This is a genomic window from Rhodohalobacter sp. 8-1, from assembly GCF_038150125.1.
In the GTDB taxonomy this organism is placed as follows: domain Bacteria; phylum Bacteroidota; class Rhodothermia; order Balneolales; family Balneolaceae; genus SW132.
In genome coordinates this window covers 51,124-68,881 of sequence record NZ_JBBVMF010000012.1, presented here as the reverse complement: position 1 = coordinate 68,881, position 17,758 = coordinate 51,124, and the positions used below count along the sequence as shown (strand labels likewise).

The window sequence follows — 17,758 nt, the reverse complement described above, 5'->3', positions numbered from 1 at the left end:
GTGATCTACTCCAAATTAATAACCGAGACTTCTGCGGGGGCATTGAAGCGTACAGGTGCCAATGTATAGCCAAGGCCGCTATTAATGCTGAGAAGCATATCATCAAACATATAAAAGCCATGAACATAATCCGTTTCGAGCTGGGCTGCGGTGATCGTACGGTAGAAAAACGGGACACGAATCTGGCCGCCATGCGTGTGCCCCGCCAGGAAAAGATCCACACCGGTATCTTGGGCTTCATCAAGCAAATCATCAGTGGCCTGGTGCGAAAATAGGATTCGGTAGGTCTCGTTTTGCCGCTCAGCCATCAACTCGCTGAATAGCTCTCTGTCAATACTTTCACTATATACTTCCGTGATGCCGGTCAGCCGGATTGTAATTCCCTCATGCTCAATCCACTCATTCTCATTCCTCAGGACATTAATACCCAGGTTCTCCAGTATTTCTGTAACGTCATCAGGGCCAGCCCAATAGTCGTGATCTCCCATCACAAACCAGGTTCCCAGCGGTGCGGCAACTGATTTGAGCTCTTGTGCAGCCCCTTCAACAAAACTTAGCCCTGAAGAAATAAGATCTCCCGTGACCAGTATGATATCCGGGTTTGCAGCCTGAACATGATCCATATACCTGGCAATTTTTTCACGCGATGTGAAGCGGTCTGCGTGAATTTCAGAGATGTGAGCAACTCTAAGAGGCCCTGTGTTTGGCAGAGCCTGCACAGCTACGTTATGTTCAATACTTTCAGTTTGAACCCGGTACGTATCAACTCCTGTTTTGATGGAGGTGAACATCAGCACTCCTGCCGTGAGAATAATTGCCACAAGTCCCAGCAGCGTCTGGAGCTGAGTCCGTTTTAATCTGATGACTTTAGTTAGCAACAGATTTAGCACATCGATCAGAAAGAGAACGTTGAATAGTGTGACATTAAAAATGAACCCGTACCAAAATAAAATTATCATCCATACCGGGTAGATATCTCTTGAAAATTCTCCTCCAAAAAAATGGATCAGGAAACCGGAAACGGGATATGCAAGAATCAGAAGAGCAGAAACGGATGCAGGGAACCAAAATTTAAATGAGGAATAGAGTGACGTCTGCTTCGAATACCAATGTAACCGGATAATATTATATGTCATTGCAACTGCGGTCATTGCAGTAACGATCAGCGTCATTCGAAGTGTCCAGGGCATATCTATAGATTTACAATTAACTTATTGAATGATCAAAAACGTAAACTCTATTCATTCGGTTCATGGAATAAATTCCTTTTTTTTGACCATCTGCGTGAGATGAATAGGTTATTATTTGAAAGCGGCTTTCCACAGTTTCTTGCCTCCTGTAAGAACAAGAAGAACTAAAAATCCAACGATCATACCCAACACAAATTCGACGAAAATAGCGGGAAAGGTATCAAATATGCCGTGAAGGAAATAAATATTGTGGGTGAAAATTCCTCCGGAGACAAGTAAGAGCGCAATAGTTCCAACAATCGATAAACCTTTAATTACTTTTGGAAGTGCCCAGACCAGAAACCGGCCTAATTTATCAGAAAGGGTATTTTCCCGATCATTCATACTAATTAGTCTGGCACCAAATTCATCCATCCGTACAATCAATGCAACAACTCCATAAACGCCTACTGTTGCTATCAGAGCAATGAGTGTGACTACAATAATTTGTGTAAGCAGAGGCCCCTGGGCTACAGAGCTTAATGCGATGATCACGATTTCGACAGAGAGAATAAAATCAGTTACGATAGCTGACTTTATTTTTCCTTTTTCCCGGGCTAGCACCTCGTCTTTTGAGAGTTTTTCCAGCTTCGGTGAGTCTTCTTGATGAGTATGAGGAACAAAATACTCATATATTTTTTCAGCTCCCTCATATGCAAGATAGAGTCCGCCCAAAATTAGTACGGCCGTAACCACCGATGGGAGGAAAGCGCTGAGAAGAAAGGCAACTGGCAGAATAATGAACTTGTTCAGAAATGAGCCTTTTGTGATTGCCCACAACACAGGGAGCTCGCGAGCAGACATAAACCCTGAGGCTTTTTCTGCATTTACGGCAAGATCGTCACCCATTAGGCCAGCTGTTTTTTTGCCAGCCACCTTACCCATTACGGCAACATCATCCATCAATGCTGCAATATCGTCAAAGATCGCGAAAATTCCTGAGGCCATAATATCATCAAAAATTTTAAATGAAGGTAAATAACCTGGTTAAAAAAAAGGTATTAAGAATTCTTCTATTCCAGTTATCTATTTAAAACAGTACCTATACATATCTCCAGAACACATTTACCGCAACAGATATATCCGGTGAATTAAATTGTTTGATTCAAGGTGTCTGGACCACTCCAATTTTTTTCGACGCCTTCACGATTGCCAAAAAGATAAACCATATTCACCCGATTTAAAGAAATTAAATACAGCTATCAGTCAGACTAAAGCAAGCGGGTATACAATCCATATCAATCCGGCTACTTTTTTTCTGCGTATAGACAAGCAGCATCTTGATACTCCAGTTTTTTCTGCAAGTTTTTGGTTTTGCCCGGCACACCTCCGACGAAAAGCGAGAATGGAATGGCTGATTAGGGTACAGTCGGGTGACATAACCGCGCTAAAGAAGCTTTATGACCGATTCAGTAAGATTCTCTTCGGCATGATCTACAGGATATTACATAACCGGGAAGAGGCAGAAGATCTGCTGCAGGAAATTTTTGTAAAGATCTGGAACCGGGCAGATCAGTTCGATCCATCGAGGGGCAGTGCGTATAGTTTTATTGCAACACGGGCACGAAACAGAGCGATTGACAGAACACGGTCGCGGGCTTTTAAGAATCAGCGCAAAGATGATTATATAATTAATGACGATGAGTATTCGTTTAATTTAAGTACGGAAAATCCTAACACGGAAGAAAAAATTGAGATAAACGAACGGGCAGTTGGTGTACGGAAAGCACTTGCGAAACTCAATAAAAAGAACGGCAGGTTCTTTATATCTCATATTTCCACGGTTTATCTGAGTTGGAAATTGCAGAAAAAATTGACATTCCCCTGGGAACAGTCAAGTATAGAATGCGGCAAGGCATGATTAAATTGCGTGATTTGTTAACGGAATAATATGAATGAGCGAACAGGAAACACCTAACGAGTTTGAATCTCTGTGTGCGGGCTATGTTCTCGGAGCACTTTCTGAGGAGGACAGACTCACGTTTGAGAAGATGCTTGATGAGGCATCTCCAAAACAAATGGAGATTTACCGGCAGATGGTGAGGATCAAAGATGATCTCTCGCTTGCCGCGGATCCTACTGAACCCTCTGTTGATTTATTCGACAAAATCCTGGATGACATCTCGGAAGGTGAAACATCAGGCAGTGCCGGACGGAGTGGCTCGGCGCCATCGCAATATAATATATCGTCCGGTAACGGCAACGTTTTACCCATTTGGGCTTTTAAAGCAGCCGCTGCGGTTCTGTTGGCCGGTGTGCTCGGCCTTGCTCTTTATTCACAGCAACAATCCTCTCTTGTTGACCAAAAGGAGACGCAGATATCGGTACTACAGTCTGAGCTGGAGCAGCGAAATGAACTATTAACTCAGCTTGAGACCGAACTTGAACGCAAAGAGGAATTGCTGGCAATTCTCGAATCGCGGGAAGTTAATCTTATTTTGATGGCCGGACAGGAAACGAACCCAGATGGCTATGGAAAAATAATCTGGGATTTTGAAAATGAACAGGCTCTGCTTCAAGTTGCCAATTTGCCAGAACCTGCAGATGATCAGGATTACCAGCTGTGGCTAATTAAGGACCAGCAATCGCCAATCAGCGCGGGTGTTTTCTCCTTTGAACAACCATCAACTGATCTGATTTATCGAATTGACCGCCTGAAAGAGCGCCCCTCTGATATATCAAACACATTTGCCGTTACGCTTGAACCGAAAGGCGGTGCTCCTCAGCCTACCGGAAATATGTACCTGGTTGGCCAGCAAAACTAATCTTAGCCAGACTGCAATTTATTTATCCCCATTTCGTTCTAAAATCATATGAGATTAAGTTCTCATCTTATTCCCCTCAAAGGGCTGTCATTTTACCAAAGGTGGCAGCCCTCTTTTATTTACGTAACTTAGCTCGCCTGAGCCGAGTGGGGAAAGATACAGTCAGCGGATTTATTTGTCGTTATAAGCAGGCAGTTTACCGGGTTCTCCCTTTTACATCTCTCATCGATTTACTTGGTTCGGAGGAAGCGGGTCGGCGACCCGCTTTATGTAACTCGGCTTGCCTAAGCCGAGTGGGGAAAGATACAGTCAACGGATTTATTTGTCGTTCTAAGCAGGCAGTTTACCGGATCATCCCTCTTCACCACTCTCATCGGTTTGCTTGGTTCAGAGTAAGTGGGTCGGCGACCCGCTCTACGTAGCTCGGCTTGCCTAAGCGAGGGGGAAAGATTCAGTCAGTGGATTTATTTGTCGTTCTAAGCAGGCAGCTTACCGGGTTCTCCCTTTTACATCTCTCATCGGTTTGCTTGGTTCAGAGGAAGCGGGTCGGCGACCCGCTTTACGTAGCTCGGCTTGGCTAAGCCGAGGGGTGAAAGATTCAATCAATGGATTTTTTGTCGTTCTAAGCAGACAGCTTACCGGGTCATCCCGCTTCACCACTCTCATCGGTTTGCTTGGTTCGGAGGAAGCGGGTCGGCGACCCGCTCTACGTAGCTCGGCTTGCCTAAGCCGAGGGGGGAAAGATTCAGTCAATGGATTTATTTGTCGTTCAAAGCAGACAGCTTACTGGGTCATTCCGCTTCACCACTCTCATCGGTTTGCTTGGTTCAGAGGAAGCGGGTCGGCGACCCGCTTTACGTTTACCAAAAATAATAATTGCGATGTAAGATCTCTTCTTTTAGATTTTCAGACATAAATCAAGAGTATAATCAAAAATAAAAAATCAAGAAAATGGCGTATTACAAGAGAAATCTTCCGCATATACAATTTAAGGGGGGTGAATATTTTGTAACGTTCCGGTTGTTTGGATCACTGCCTGTCCACATCGTACAAGAGTTGAAATCATATCGAAAGCAGTTTGAAAAAGATTTAAGAAAAGATGCTGATGATAAACTCAGGTCCAAAATAGAGAGACAGATATTCGCCAAATATGAATCACATCTCGACCAAAATCTTTCTGGGCCTCATTGGCTTAAACTGCCTGATATTGCAAGAGTTGTGGAGAATTCAATTCATTTCAGAAACTATAAGATCTATGATTTGTACGCGTACTGCGTAATGTCCAATCATGTTCACATAGTCTTTCGTCACATTGATGACGAGAAGATTGATTGTGTAGGTAAAAGTATTAAAGAAAATATGAAATCAGAAAAATTTCCGGTCACACACATTTTGGGTAACCTAAAAAAGTTCACTGCAAGAAAATGCAACCAGATATTGAATAGAAAAGGATCATTTTGGCAAGCTGAAAACTTTGATCGACTGATAAGAGATGTTTCAGAACTCGAAAACTCTATACTTTACACTTTGAATAATCCTGTAAACGCAAAACTTATTTCTGATTGGCGACAATGGTCTTATACGTATTGCAAGGCGGAATTTTTAGACAGTGTAAGTTTAATCATGCCTTCTGATCACCATTTTATACACCATATTCATTGGCTTGCATGGTTCAAAAGAAGCGGGTCGGCGACCCGCTCTAAGTAGCTCGGCTCGCCTGAGCCGAGTGGGGAAAGATACAGTCAGCGGATTTATTTATCGTTCTAAGCAGGCAGTTTACCGGATCATCCCTTTTACATCTCTCATCGATTTCCTTTGCTCGGAGGAAGCGGGTCGGCGACCCGCTCTACGTAGCTCGGCTTGCCTGAGCCGAGGGGTGAAAGATTCAGTCAGTGGATTTATTTGTCGTTCTAATCAGATAGTTTACCGGGTCCTCCCTTTCGCATCTCTCATCGATTCGCTTAGTTCAGAGGAAGTGGGTCGGCGACCCGCTCTACGTAGCTCGGCTTGCCTAAGCCGAGGAGGAAAGATATAGTAAATGGATTTATTTGTCGTTCTTAGCAGGCAGTTTACCGGGTTCTCCCTTTTACATCTCTCATCGATTTACTTGGTTCGGAGGAAGCGGGTCGGCGACCCGCTTTACGTTGGGCCAATAGTATAAAATTCTGAGTGGATGCTATCAGTCGCCCTGTTTTCAAGATAGGTATCGAGATTAATATCAATACGCCCCAAACGTATGCCGCTATGCCCCATTTGTGTCACAATCGTTTTGGAACCGGATGGAGAAGTTATTATTTCCGGCTGATCTAAAAACGTATGGGTGTGGCCGCCAATGATCAAATCAATTCCATCAACTTTCCCCGCCAGTGTGACGTCGTCCATTCGTCCAGGATTACCATATCTAAATCCAAGATGACTCAGGCAGATAACAAGATCACAATTATTGAATTCACGTAAACTTCTGACCATCCCGTTGGCCCAAATTTCCGGATCACGTGACCGAACAGCGCCATAAAGTTCTGGATCGACAACGCCATTAAGACCAATGCCCAGACCGAAAATACCTATTTTAATTCCCGCCGTCTCTTTTATAAAGAAGCGTCGGATCACATCATTAAGCGGCGTGTTTCGAGTGCCGTAGTTTGCTGCAAGGATTGGGAATTCTGCTTTTGATGCTGCATCAGCGAACGCCTGTAGGCCATTGTCGAATTCATGATTTCCTACGGCCATGGCATCATAGTTCATCTCGCTCATCAGCTCGAGATCAACCTCGCCTCCGTAAACATCAAACCACGGCGTTCCCTGGAAGACATCGCCGGCATCGAAAAGGAGCACATTATTTTCTTGCTTTCGGATCTGTTTTACAAGATTGGCACGCCGGGCAATCCCACCAAGGCCCGCAAACTGTATCGCATTACAGGGAAATGGGTCAAGACGGGCATGGGTATCGTTTGTATACAGAATAGTAAGCTTATTCCTGGGGGTATTTCCTCTGAAGAGGGAACTGCCGGCCACCATTGTACCGGCACTCATGGTCAATGCCTGGCGCAAAAAAGTTCTTCGGTTCATCATCAGCGAATTCTCCCGTCAGTTTCCGGTGCTATCATGCGCTGATTCCTAAAATAATCGATGTACAGATCCCTGATTGACAGCGGCAGCTCTACACGCTCCACAGGCTTTTGCAGGGCCATGAAATCCTCTCCCCCGTCGGCAATCCAGCTGCTTGTAGCCAGCCAATAATGTTGTTCAGGATCAATGATACCTGAATTCACAAGAACATCCCTGGCTGTTTTTCCTTCAAGTCTGAACCGCAGGCCGCTGACCGGCACCCCGCCACGTCCTGCTATCTCCTGGCTGAGGCTATAGACGCTTTCACCTTTTAATTTTAAAAGAACCAGAGAGTTATCGTAAGGCATAAATTCCAGTACATCCCCACGGGTTAACTTTCCTTCATCTAAGTTTAACCGAAATGAACTCTCACCAATCATCGCCAGATTTACAAACGAACGGGTTTCCCGGGAGGCCCTGTTTCGAAGAGCATCTGCCACAAGATTACCAAGCGGGCTTTCTGGTTTTCCAAATGAAATAGGCCGGGCAACTTCTGCAATTTTCACACCCATTATCTCATTGTAACTGCCCCGGTAACTGTTAAGCATCGCAGCAATGATTGAATCTTCAGCGGCGGCGTGCTGCTCAAGGGTTAAAGCCGGAGGAGCATCGGCATCATCAATTACCGCTTTTTCCGGAGTGCCGCATGCAGCCACCATCAGAAGTATCCATCCTAAAATCAGGTATCGTAGCATGTGCCTTATTGTTGGCGAAACATATTCATCATTAACTCTGTGAGGCCAACAAGCCGTTTCTGTTCTGAAAGTTCCACAACAGACCGGTCAAAGTTATTTGTTTCCACTTTTAATGATTCAAACTTTGCCACCAGCTGACCATTATCGAATACTTCTACGAGCATAGGAAAACTGTTGGAATTCATGATGAGTTCAATTGGAAATTCGGAATCAATAAACCGGTTTCCGGCCCTGTTCCAGACATCAGTCATGAGCCCCCAAATAACTTTAATATCCTGCGTGAGCCAGATAGACACATACTGATTGATATTTTCACCCAGCAACCTGAACTCCTGCACATCATAACCCAGGTGTTGTTTCACATTATCGGTTTCAATAATGCGATTTTTCCAATCTAACTGCTCATTATTGCTTTTACTTGATGAGCCCGAAAATCGCTCGATCATATTCATCAAACCGTCAAGATCAGATTTTGACACCTTCAGAGCCTGATTTTCTCCCGTATTAAAGACAAAATCCTGCAGATCATTCCTCACAAGTAAGCCATTAGATTTAAGACCGGTTACAACATCTACATCTTTTTGAGATGAAATAAATATCCGGTTATTAAGGGCGGTCAATTTAAACTGAGAGCTCTCCGTCCGGTTGGGTTGATACTGCTCGAGATTGAACAATATTTCTCCTTCGAACTGTGAGTATGCAGGTGATGCCGCAAGACCAAAAAGTAGAAAAATCAGGATATAGAGACGTTTCATAAATATATGTTTGTGTTTGGAGTACACAGAATTAGACTTGTTAAGAATTGAAATGTTTCAGGCCGGGACCGACTCTTTTTCATCTATTTCAATATTAACTTTGTGAATCCATCCGCCTGCTACCACATCATCACCTTCGTAGCATACGATTGCCTGTCCCGGTGTGATAGCTTCGCGACCGGCAGGGAAATTCACTTTTATTTCATCCTCGGAAATCTGCGTAATCGTTCCAGATGCACCGGCATCATTGTATCGTATTTTTCCCACGACATCCATAGAGCCGTCTGGAATTTCATCATATTTTACAAGATTCAGCTCTTTGGCTTTGCAAGTGGTACTGATAAGATCTTCCTTTTCACCAATTGTAATCACGTTATTGACCGGATCAATATTGGTAACATACACCGGGTAACCGAGGGCGATGTCGAGACCGCGCCGCTGGCCGATGGTGTAATAAGGATAGCCTTTATGCTTGCCAACAATTTTACCGTATTTATCCACAAAATTGCCGCCGGCTACACGCTCCTCAAGTCCGTCTACGCGATCATTCAAAAATCGGTGATAGTTGTTATCCGGGATAAAGCAGATCTCGTAGGAATCGGGTTTGTTGGCAACGTTTAGCAGACCAAAATCTTCCGCGATTTGGCGGATTTCTTTCTTACGATAACTGCCAAGCGGAAAGATGGTTCGCTCGAGATGCTTTTGCTGGACACCCCAGAGCGCGTACGACTGATCTTTGTCATGGTCCTTTCCCTTGCTGATGACATAGCGTCCATTTTCTTCGCGGACATTCGCGTAGTGTCCGGTTGCAATATAGCCGCAGCCAAGATTATCAGCCCGGCGGAGGAGCGCCGCCCATTTGATATGCGTATTGCAGAGCACACACGGATTTGGTGTGCGTCCGCTGGTGTACTCATCTACAAACCGGTCGATGACCCAATCGCCAAACTCGTCGCGGATATCAACAATAAAGTGCTTAAATCCGTATTTGACCGCGATATGCCGCGCGTCGTTCATCGACTCGACGGTACAGCATCCCGTTTCTTTTCCGTTATTACCGCCACTTCGGTGGTAATCCCAGGTTTTCATGGTTATTCCGATCACTTCATATCCTTGCTCATGCAGCATTACAGCGGCAACGGATGAATCAACTCCGCCGCTCATGGCCACAAGAACACGTCCTTTAGAACTCATAGTAGAAATCTTTTATCGCGATTAGCCTGTCAAAATACGACTTTTCTTTGTAAATCGTATAAAGTAAAGGCATCCAATTTGATGAGTTTAACGTCTGCATTTATATGTTATTGGACATTCGTTTCTCAGAATATGAATTTAAAGCTGATAGTCCATTACAAAATTCAGTTTTCTTACTCTACGCTAAAATCCTGAGCATACGGATTCACATCCGGTACTTTGACTTTCACTGCTCCGTAATCCGATGCATCATGACAGTTGTTGCACGATTGAATCATCACACTGTATCGATCCATAAACATCTCCCGGTCTCCGCTATCGATTGCCTCTTCCAGCTGCTCAATTTGCGGAAGCAGCATCGACTCCATCAACTCACTGATATTAATGCCATCATGCGTCTCCCCTCTTGAAACGATGTCAGCTGAAATTTCCTCTATCTCATGCCTGTATATATCGGCCAGCTCCCAATTATCAGCTTCCCCGGCAAAATAGAGCTTCTGAGTATAGCGACTGATAAAACTCATGTGGTAAATCAGTGGAATCTCTTCAACCTCTATTTGGGTACTTTCTATGTTTTCTTGAGAGCCTGAATTGCGATCAGAAGTGCAAGCCAACCCTATAAAGATGAGTAGTGTGATCAAGAGAGTTGAAAAGAACACGGTCTTGTTTTGCATAGTCTTCATTTTTTGTAATCAGTTTATGAGTCTCAGCCAATTGAAGTCATTTATTTAACATAAATATATCAGAGTTCAGCCCGAAATTTATGGATAACTTACTCCCCGGGCTTTATCCCTAAATTAATTACATATTCGAGATGCATCTTATACATCAGTTTAAATCATTAAACTGAGTAGCTTTGAGAAACAGTACTGTAATAAATTCAGTCCGTTTCTACAAAGCTCTCAATTTTTCTTTTGCCAAATGTCTTAATCAGTGACTGTGGTAACCGACATTTTCAACGGATTGTTCAGACATTTCCGAGGAGATATCATTATCCGCGTTAAAATGATTCAGTGATTCCTGAATTAATCCTTCCACCCACTCTACAAACAGCGGATGCGGAGCAAATCCCTCACCGTCGTGCTTAAAGTCAAGGTCGGAAAGCCATCGCTGTGCATGGCCGCCTTTTGTTGTTCTTGCAGGCACCACAATGGCTGTGCCACCATCTTCCGAGGCTATTTTGACCATCTCACGAACATTGTTGATATGTTTGTCCCGTAAATCGGGCCAGTCCTCGCGCCAGTTTTCAAATTTAAAGTCTCTGAAGTTGTAGCCCATCTCGTCCGCTGTTTTCTCCATATGAGCGGTAATCGTTTCAAGATTGTTCATCCAGCGGTTGTTCCCTTCTTCTGTACGCGTGCCGTGGCCGACAAGTATTATCGTTTCATCTTCGGGATTTTCGCTCAGTCCGATTGCCCGGTCTAAGAGTGCTTCAGCAAAAAGCGGAGAGTCTTCAAGACCACCGGTCGTATAGAATTCGCTGCTGCTGACCACCCGCTGCGGAGGGCCGCTCATCATATGCATCATGCCGCCATGCCCCACCTGGTCACGCAGGCCCAGCGTATACTCGACGGAAATTTTGAAGCTCGATTCGAGAGAAAAGATTCTGAGCACCGTGATAGCCGTCGCACCCCTCGCCTCCAGTTTTTCAACAGCACGATCAACGAGCGTGGCATCGCCCATACTGAACGCATGTTCAATCATGTACTCTTCATGCAGCTCGTCGATAGCATCCATCATCGTGCGGTTCCAATTGTAGTTGGATCCGTGCGGCATAAAGATCACGCCGAGATTTTCTTTTGTGACCGGCAGATAGCTGTTTGCCTGTTTTGCCAGCCATAGCCCCACGTTTTCATGTGGCGTGATGTCATTTCCATTATAAAGTGCACCGTGATTTCTGATGAGCGGCCGGATCCATGATCCAAACGCCATCATCCCATCCAGTTTTGGTGTGAGATCGAACGTAACCACCAGTGGCTTTTGTCCCTCTTCCTGGATTGATGTCAGCTTCTCACTTAGCCTTTCCTGTGATGCTTCCGATCGTCCGCCGCCATCATCAAAAACGATCACCGTTTCACTATTGAAGTCAAAAAAACCGTGATTCATATGCAGCAGCTTTTCCACATCAGCTGTAATGCCATCCATTTCATCCTGGTTCGATGCGCCGGTTGCCACGACTACGAGCGACTCTTCTGTTGGATTTTCGCTCAGTTCGGCAATTCTATCAACCAGAATTTCGGCCGTCAGATAGCTTTGACTCATTGTTTCGGTTATCTCCAATGGCAAATCAGTCAGCCTTGCATTTGTCAGGCGTTCTTCAGCAAGTTTGTACAATGGATGATAGCCGGAGAGAAAGAGAGGAATCACGACAATCTCGCTCACTCGATTTTCGGTCAGTTTCTCAATTCCTTCATTCAGGAATCGATCGGTCTCTTCACTTGTAATAAATGCCAGACTCGACAGATATTCGTCACTAAATGTGGTGTGAATATCCCGAACTTCCTGGTTGCCCATAAACCCGCGGTCCGGGGCAATGACGAGAAAACCGGTATTGCTTTGCTGGGCCGATACACTGATCGCAAAGAGCAGGACGCTCATGCTCAATAAGCAGCTATTGATAACTTTTTTCATGATTGGGGTTACGTTTAGAGTTAAAAATTTTAAGGATTGTGGCATGATGGTTGGTAAAAAAAGAAGCGTGCCCCCTTCCGGAGGCACGTCAACCAAGAGGCTGTCGCGGGCAATGGCCGTCGCCTCGCGACTGTTCTTTCAATTATTTCAGCTCTCTCAGCCCTTCTGTTTGTTGCAGCGAGTACTTAAACGTGTAATGCTGGCTGTCGGGACGCGTTTGGAAATTGGCGAACTCATCCGTGCTGGTGTCCGGGTTATCTTCGTAATAGCTCATGATGTGCATCTTTGCATAGTGGTTGCCATCTGCGGTTTTAAGAATGATCGTCACATCATCCTGAGCGATGACGGCATGCGCTGGACTACCATTACCCGTGTAGGTGTACCATCCACCACTTCCGGTAATCGCCGGTTCTTGGTCGCTGTCAATGCTGTACCCATCAGCTGGAGCTATTTCCACATTGTCGAACGCCACATCTAACATGATGGCGCCGGCCTCACCTGGACCGCTCGTACCGGAATTTACGAGGATGGATGTTCCCCGGAATGCGATATCCCAGTTCTCGGTATTGACTTCGCTTGCATCAACCGTTTCACATGATTTCAGGCTGAAGTAAACATACGGCAGTGCATCAGGGTTATTTCTGTCTGATGGGGCATGAAGATTTTCTACGGTTTGAATGTCGATCTCAGACACCGGCTCCTCCTCGGCTCCTGTCATGCTGTCGCTGCAGGCAGAGAAGAGAACAAGTACTGATATAGATAGCGTTAAAAGTATATTTCTTTGAAGCATTGTTATAAATTGTGTTTTTTATTGTTGGTTTTATTTAATTGATTTCCGATTAACCGCGGATTGGATTGGTTTGTTAAAAGTTCATTGTTACCTGGCCATACCACAGACGACCCGCGAGGTAAGGTTGATTGATGTCCCGGTAGTTGAAAAGGTTATCCGCTCCGGCCTGAATTGTCAGGTTGCCAAACAGCTCTTTGAAAACGGCGGCATTCCAGACAGTGTGGCCCGGTACACATTCCCCATCATCTACAAACTCATTGCCATTGGAATCGAACAAGCCGTACCGCCCTCTGAGCGATCCTCGCACGTTTGCTCCCCATCCGTTTCCTGACTCGTAAAAAAGTTTCACATTACCTGAGTGGCGAGACCGGTTAAACATTGGCTCATAGCTGATATCGGTTCGCTCAACGATTTCACCCTGATCATCCTGAACGGTCCGGTCTTCAACAATTTTCCGCCTTGCATCCAGCAGCTGATATCCGAGTGAGCCCCAGATTTGATCCGTAATTCTTACGCGAACTTCAGATTCAAGTCCACGCGTAAACACTTCATCAACATTGAAATAGGTAAACACAGATTGCCCATTGGTTTTCCGGGCGATGGGTGCCGCCTCAATCAAATCACTGACATTGTTTTGAAACAGATTTACCCTGATTCTGACGTTTGAGGTCGGATCAATATCAAACCCAGCGTTAACCGCCCAGGATGATTCGGCCCGTATTTGATCTAAATTCTCGACAGGTACCAGAATCTGAGCAATGTTTCCCTCATCCTGTAGCCGGCGAATTCCCTCGACAGCGGTACTTTGGCCAAACACGCTGTAGCCTGCGGTTGAGTTGGTGAAATCAAGAAAGAGCTGGCGGAACTCAGGAGCTTTAAATCCCCGGCCTGCCGATGCGCGAAACTGGATCCAATCGGTGGCTTTATATCGTGCCGATAGTTTAGGGCTCCATTGGGAACTATATTCGCTGTGAGAATCAAACCGGAGACCACCGGTTAGTTCAAGTTCCTGAACAGGCGTGTAGCTGTGCTGGGCAAACATAAACTGAGTGGTGAATTTAGGCTGACTCGGATAACGGTCTGCATCAAGCCGCTCAAAAATAGCGCCAGTACCGAGCATGGAGTGATGGGTGTTATTCCACCGGTAGCCAGCCTGCAGCTCTGGTTTGTTGTAATACTGGCTGAACTGCGTTTCATCATACATTTCACCTGATTCGCTAAACCGAAGTTCCGATTCTGTCTCGTAAAAACTGCTCATCCATTCAAGTTCAAGATTCAGGCGACTCAGCGGCGTGAATGAAACAGATGGTGTGGCGATAAAATCCTGCCGGTTCGCATCACCTCGCAATAGTTGAATCGCTTCGTCCTCGTTCTCAATTGAGCTTCGGCTCTGCTGAGATTCATGGAAATACCGGATGCCGGCTTTAAATTCAAGACGATCAGAGAATGAGTAGGATGTGTTGTATCGCAGCGTGTAGTTTTCAAACTTTGGAACAGTCTGAGATACTGATTCCGGATTGAGTGAATATCCGCCGGAACTGTTTCGGTTGATGGAAACATCGTTGTTCCATCCCGCCCTGTTTAGCGAAAGGCTGCCGTTGAGATCGAGCGTGTTATTTTCACCATATCGCGTTGTGAGTCCGCCGGATACCGGTTCTGAGCTCTTTTTTGTAATAATGTTGATGACGCCAGCAAGTGCATCGCTGCCCCAAAGTGCTGATGACGGGCCTTTTACGATTTCTATCTGTTGCACATCACGGACCGAGATTCGGGTAAGATCAAGAGTTCCGGTTGTTCGGCCAATGACGGGATTTCCGTCAATCATAATGAGCGTGTAATCAGGATCAAAACCCTGCATCTGGATGCCCGTACCGTGATCATTGACGATCTGCATGCCGGTCTGTTCGCTGAGAATATCACTCAGCCGCATGCTGCCCGACCGATTGATCTCCTCCCCGGACACCACACTCACCGGAATACTTACATCCTCAACATCTCTCAGCGTCCGCGTGGCGGTAACCACCATCGTCTCGGATTCATAAATAGTGGGCTTCATCTGAATCTCAATGATCCCTCCATCTCCAATTTCCTGCCGTGATAGTGTCATCCGTACAGGCCTGTACCCAACTCTTGACACCGTAAGAATTATTTCATTTTTTCGAAGGCTTTCAATAAGAAGAGAAAATGAACCATCATTCCCTGTAATCGTCGTTATGCCAGAGTCCGTTATCCGGACATGCACATCGCCAAGCGGGTTACCTTTCTCATCTGTGACAGTGCCCGAGATTGACTGACCTATCACCGGAACGGATATGATACAGATGACCAGAGAGAGAAAGGTTGTTCTAAACATGAAATTTATGGTTGCGTTTTTTTAGCGTTGTCCGTAATTAATGGGCTAAGTTTATTTAGACTTAATCTAAATAGAAATAGAAACGCGTATATCATGCATAGGAAAGCCGTTAAAAGAACGGCTAATTATTCGGTCATGACTATAACAGAATATTTAATTCGCCGTAAACTTCTGATATTTAATGAATAACAAGTATGTGAACCGTTCTAAAATAAGTGAGAAGAAATTTCGTGAGATTGTCCGGTTCTTTTCTCTTGATTTAACAGCAATTCAAATTGCTGAGCTGACCGGTTTGAACCGGAATACCATCAACCGGTATCTTAACGAAATACGACGAAAAATTGCTCACTTTTCCGAGTCCACATCCCCTTTGCCGCTACGGTTATATTCTATTGAGGAAACCATCAACATAGACGAATGCTGTATTCTGTTGAAGGAGTACGAGGGCAAGATTTATACCGCTATAGCAGAAACCAACGATGCCGACGTTCTTAAATCTCAATATCATCAGCATTTTGATCTGATGATAAACGTCAATACCGGCAAACATCAATTTTTAGGCAAAAAAGAAGGCAAAAATGAGTCGACACGAAAGGTTTTGAACAGGATTGAAAGCTTTTGGGGAAACGCGAAGTCAAGGCTGTCAAAGTTCAAGGGAATTCACTCATCCACATATAAATACCATCTGAAAGAGTGTGAATTTCGTTATAACTACAGGCAGGAAGATTTGTATCAGCTGCTGCTTAAAATCCTACGGAACAACCCTCTGTTTTAGTCATGACCCACAAACATTTTTTTAAAATTAAAATCGATTCATGACTATCAAGAGCAACAAGGCGAATCAATAAATAAATCGGAGCGCCTGATCACTACTGCATCGTCACCACTTGATCTCATATCGGCTATACCGATACCTTTAGCCAATTATTCCAGGAAATTGTTTTGAATATACTTGAAAGTCTTTAAACAAATATCAGTGCCTCTATAATGCTGTATTGTGGCGTATAATCTTTGGGGATTTAACGATTCAGTTTTAGATACACATAGGCGATATGCTTTTAAATGGCCGGGGTTATATCCGGCCTTTTTTATTTAGATGCACATTTTAAATTTGATTTAGATGACCCGAATATGGTCAGACGCACGTTGATAAACTGCGCTCAGGTTTTTCAAAGCCACTTATTGGCAAACACAAAACGTTAGTTAGAAAGTTGCAAAATCAAAAAAAATTGTCTAACATTATAAGACAATTGTCTAACAAACGAGTTAAACATGTCCCATTCATATCAAGAAAAAACAGGCAAACCGCTAACGGTACAAGAAACAGCGGTAAAATATCAAGTCTCCGCTACCAATGAGTTTGAGACCGCAAAACATGCAAGAACTGGACTATCTGTATCCGCTTTTTTTGATCTTATAGATGTATCGGGGCTTTCAAACCAAGAGCTTTCATCCATTCTAGACCTTTCATTTAAAACAATCCAACGCTACCAGAAAGAAGGAAAAAAACTCAATGCCATGAACAGCGAACAGCTTCTTAAACTCATCGGCCTATACCAAAAAGCAGAGGAGGTATTTGGGGATATTGGCTCATTTAACCGCTGGCTTCGCAAACCGGCAGCGGGCTTAGAAAACGAGCACCCGTTCACTTTTTTACAAACATCCGGCGGCATAGACCTGGTTCGCGACGAGCTTTTGCGAATAGAGTATGGGGCTTTGGCTTAGGTCTTGATGTCATTAAATTCTGAATTGTGGAACTCTACAGAATAACTACATCAAAGTGGGCCGGCGAACTGAGCGGGTTAGGTTATCCGGCACGGTGGAACTCGAAGGGCGTATTTGTCATCTACACGGCATCTTCCCGCGCACTGGCGTGTCTTGAAAACCTTGTGCACAGATCAGGTGAGGGCTTAAATGGAAATTTCAAAATTACCGTCATCAACGTTCCGGAAAACGCCTCATCCGAACAAATCTCTGACGATGAACTACCTGACATGTGGTTTAAAAGAAACGGGTTTTCGATATGCCGTAAACTTGGAGATGAATGGATAAAAAACGGGAACAGTTTGCTGCTTCGCGTTCCCTCATCAATCATCCGGGATGAAACAAACGTACTCATCAACCCAAACCACCCGGAGTTTGACGCTGTTTTCGTGAAAGAGATTTGTGATTTCGAGTTTGATGATCGTCTATGAGCCGACAATGTAACTATGAGAAATGAATACCATTAGGAATCAG

15 protein-coding genes and 1 pseudogene are annotated in these 17,758 nt (G+C 44.7%); 6 read left to right on the top strand and 10 right to left on the bottom strand.

The window, feature by feature from the left end:
• Positions 1–5 precede the first annotated feature (5 nt).
• Both AABW11_RS13025 and AABW11_RS13020 read right to left on the bottom strand, forming a co-directional pair.
• Positions 6–1,190 (bottom strand): metallophosphoesterase, encoded by a 1,185-nt coding sequence (locus tag AABW11_RS13025; protein ID WP_340105549.1) that lies wholly within the window; start codon positions 1,188–1,190, stop codon positions 6–8.
• Positions 1,191–1,301: 111 nt separating this feature from the next.
• Positions 1,302–2,177, bottom strand: a complete 876-nt coding sequence (locus AABW11_RS13020) for a DUF808 domain-containing protein (protein WP_340105548.1) — start codon at positions 2,175–2,177, stop codon at positions 1,302–1,304.
• A 397-nt stretch (positions 2,178–2,574) separates the two neighbouring features.
• Between AABW11_RS13020 and AABW11_RS13015 the strand changes: the two are divergent.
• From AABW11_RS13015 to AABW11_RS13010, 3 genes and pseudogenes are all read left to right on the top strand, one after another.
• Positions 2,575–2,970 (top strand): annotated as a pseudogene (locus tag AABW11_RS13015) (sigma-70 family RNA polymerase sigma factor); the annotation flags it as partial.
• 53 nt (positions 2,971–3,023) lie between these two features.
• The gene (locus AABW11_RS20155) at positions 3,024–3,119 is read left to right on the top strand and encodes a hypothetical protein (protein ID WP_445263775.1); all 96 of its coding nucleotides are present in this window, start codon (positions 3,024–3,026) and stop codon (positions 3,117–3,119) included.
• 5 nt (positions 3,120–3,124) lie between these two features.
• Positions 3,125–3,994 (top strand): anti-sigma factor, encoded by an 870-nt coding sequence (locus AABW11_RS13010; RefSeq protein WP_340105546.1) that lies wholly within the window; start codon positions 3,125–3,127, stop codon positions 3,992–3,994.
• Positions 3,995–6,133: 2,139 nt separating this feature from the next.
• On the opposite strand, the gene AABW11_RS13005 is transcribed toward AABW11_RS13010, so the two are convergent.
• The 8 genes from AABW11_RS13005 to AABW11_RS12970 all read right to left on the bottom strand — a co-directional run bounded on the left by AABW11_RS13005 (position 6,134) and on the right by AABW11_RS12970 (position 15,520).
• Positions 6,134–7,066, bottom strand: coding sequence for a bifunctional metallophosphatase/5'-nucleotidase (locus AABW11_RS13005; RefSeq protein WP_340105545.1), 933 nt, complete (start codon positions 7,064–7,066; stop codon positions 6,134–6,136).
• Positions 7,066–7,797 (bottom strand): 5'-nucleotidase, encoded by a 732-nt coding sequence (locus tag AABW11_RS13000; RefSeq protein ID WP_340105544.1) that lies wholly within the window; start codon positions 7,795–7,797, stop codon positions 7,066–7,068. Before AABW11_RS13000 ends, AABW11_RS13005 begins: the two co-directional genes overlap by 1 nt.
• A gap of 5 nt (positions 7,798–7,802) precedes the next feature.
• Positions 7,803–8,552: a hypothetical protein gene (locus AABW11_RS12995; RefSeq protein WP_340105543.1), complete on the bottom strand. Its 750-nt coding sequence runs from the start codon at positions 8,550–8,552 to the stop codon at positions 7,803–7,805.
• A gap of 57 nt (positions 8,553–8,609) precedes the next feature.
• Entirely contained in the window at positions 8,610–9,746 is a 1,137-nt protein-coding gene (mnmA, locus tag AABW11_RS12990) for a tRNA 2-thiouridine(34) synthase MnmA (protein ID WP_340105542.1), read from the bottom strand.
• A gap of 173 nt (positions 9,747–9,919) precedes the next feature.
• Positions 9,920–10,420 (bottom strand): hypothetical protein, encoded by a 501-nt coding sequence (locus AABW11_RS12985; protein ID WP_340105541.1) that lies wholly within the window; start codon positions 10,418–10,420, stop codon positions 9,920–9,922.
• 256 nt (positions 10,421–10,676) lie between these two features.
• Positions 10,677–12,377: a sirohydrochlorin chelatase gene (locus tag AABW11_RS12980; protein WP_340105540.1), complete on the bottom strand. Its 1,701-nt coding sequence runs from the start codon at positions 12,375–12,377 to the stop codon at positions 10,677–10,679.
• 142 nt (positions 12,378–12,519) lie between these two features.
• Positions 12,520–13,167 carry an HmuY family protein gene (locus AABW11_RS12975; RefSeq protein ID WP_340105539.1) on the bottom strand — a complete coding sequence of 216 codons (648 nt, stop codon included), beginning with the start codon at positions 13,165–13,167 and terminating at the stop codon, positions 12,520–12,522.
• A gap of 73 nt (positions 13,168–13,240) precedes the next feature.
• A complete protein-coding gene (locus tag AABW11_RS12970; RefSeq protein WP_340105538.1) occupies positions 13,241–15,520 on the bottom strand; it encodes a TonB-dependent receptor in 2,280 nt (759 codons plus the stop codon).
• 181 nt (positions 15,521–15,701) lie between these two features.
• On the opposite strand from AABW11_RS12970, the gene AABW11_RS12965 reads away from it, so the two are divergent.
• The 3 genes from AABW11_RS12965 (at position 15,702) to AABW11_RS12955 (ending at position 17,715) form a co-directional block, all read left to right on the top strand.
• Positions 15,702–16,295 (top strand): hypothetical protein, encoded by a 594-nt coding sequence (locus AABW11_RS12965; RefSeq protein WP_340105537.1) that lies wholly within the window; start codon positions 15,702–15,704, stop codon positions 16,293–16,295.
• A gap of 497 nt (positions 16,296–16,792) precedes the next feature.
• Positions 16,793–17,245, top strand: a complete 453-nt coding sequence (gene parS, locus AABW11_RS12960) for a type II RES/Xre toxin-antitoxin system antitoxin (protein ID WP_340105536.1) — start codon at positions 16,793–16,795, stop codon at positions 17,243–17,245.
• Positions 17,246–17,271: 26 nt separating this feature from the next.
• Complete coding sequence (locus tag AABW11_RS12955; protein WP_340105535.1) at positions 17,272–17,715, top strand: RES family NAD+ phosphorylase; 444 nt, start codon at positions 17,272–17,274, stop codon at positions 17,713–17,715.
• Positions 17,716–17,758 lie beyond the last annotated feature (43 nt).

Coding starts and splice junctions, on each gene's coding strand:
- AABW11_RS13025 (WP_340105549.1), bottom strand. CDS start 1,190: ATGCCCTGGACACTTCGAATGACGCTGATCGTTACTGCAATGACCGCA.
- AABW11_RS13020 (WP_340105548.1), bottom strand. CDS start 2,177: ATGGCCTCAGGAATTTTCGCGATCTTTGACGATATTGCAGCATTGATG.
- AABW11_RS13010 (WP_340105546.1), top strand. CDS start 3,125: ATGAGCGAACAGGAAACACCTAACGAGTTTGAATCTCTGTGTGCGGGC.
- AABW11_RS13005 (WP_340105545.1), bottom strand. CDS start 7,066: ATGATGAACCGAAGAACTTTTTTGCGCCAGGCATTGACCATGAGTGCC.
- AABW11_RS13000 (WP_340105544.1), bottom strand. CDS start 7,797: ATGCTACGATACCTGATTTTAGGATGGATACTTCTGATGGTGGCTGCA.
- AABW11_RS12995 (WP_340105543.1), bottom strand. CDS start 8,552: ATGAAACGTCTCTATATCCTGATTTTTCTACTTTTTGGTCTTGCGGCA.
- mnmA (WP_340105542.1), bottom strand. CDS start 9,746: ATGAGTTCTAAAGGACGTGTTCTTGTGGCCATGAGCGGCGGAGTTGAT.
- AABW11_RS12985 (WP_340105541.1), bottom strand. CDS start 10,420: ATGCAAAACAAGACCGTGTTCTTTTCAACTCTCTTGATCACACTACTC.
- AABW11_RS12980 (WP_340105540.1), bottom strand. CDS start 12,377: ATGAAAAAAGTTATCAATAGCTGCTTATTGAGCATGAGCGTCCTGCTC.
- AABW11_RS12975 (WP_340105539.1), bottom strand. CDS start 13,167: ATGCTTCAAAGAAATATACTTTTAACGCTATCTATATCAGTACTTGTT.
- AABW11_RS12970 (WP_340105538.1), bottom strand. CDS start 15,520: ATGTTTAGAACAACCTTTCTCTCTCTGGTCATCTGTATCATATCCGTT.
- AABW11_RS12965 (WP_340105537.1), top strand. CDS start 15,702: ATGAATAACAAGTATGTGAACCGTTCTAAAATAAGTGAGAAGAAATTT.
- parS (WP_340105536.1), top strand. CDS start 16,793: ATGTCCCATTCATATCAAGAAAAAACAGGCAAACCGCTAACGGTACAA.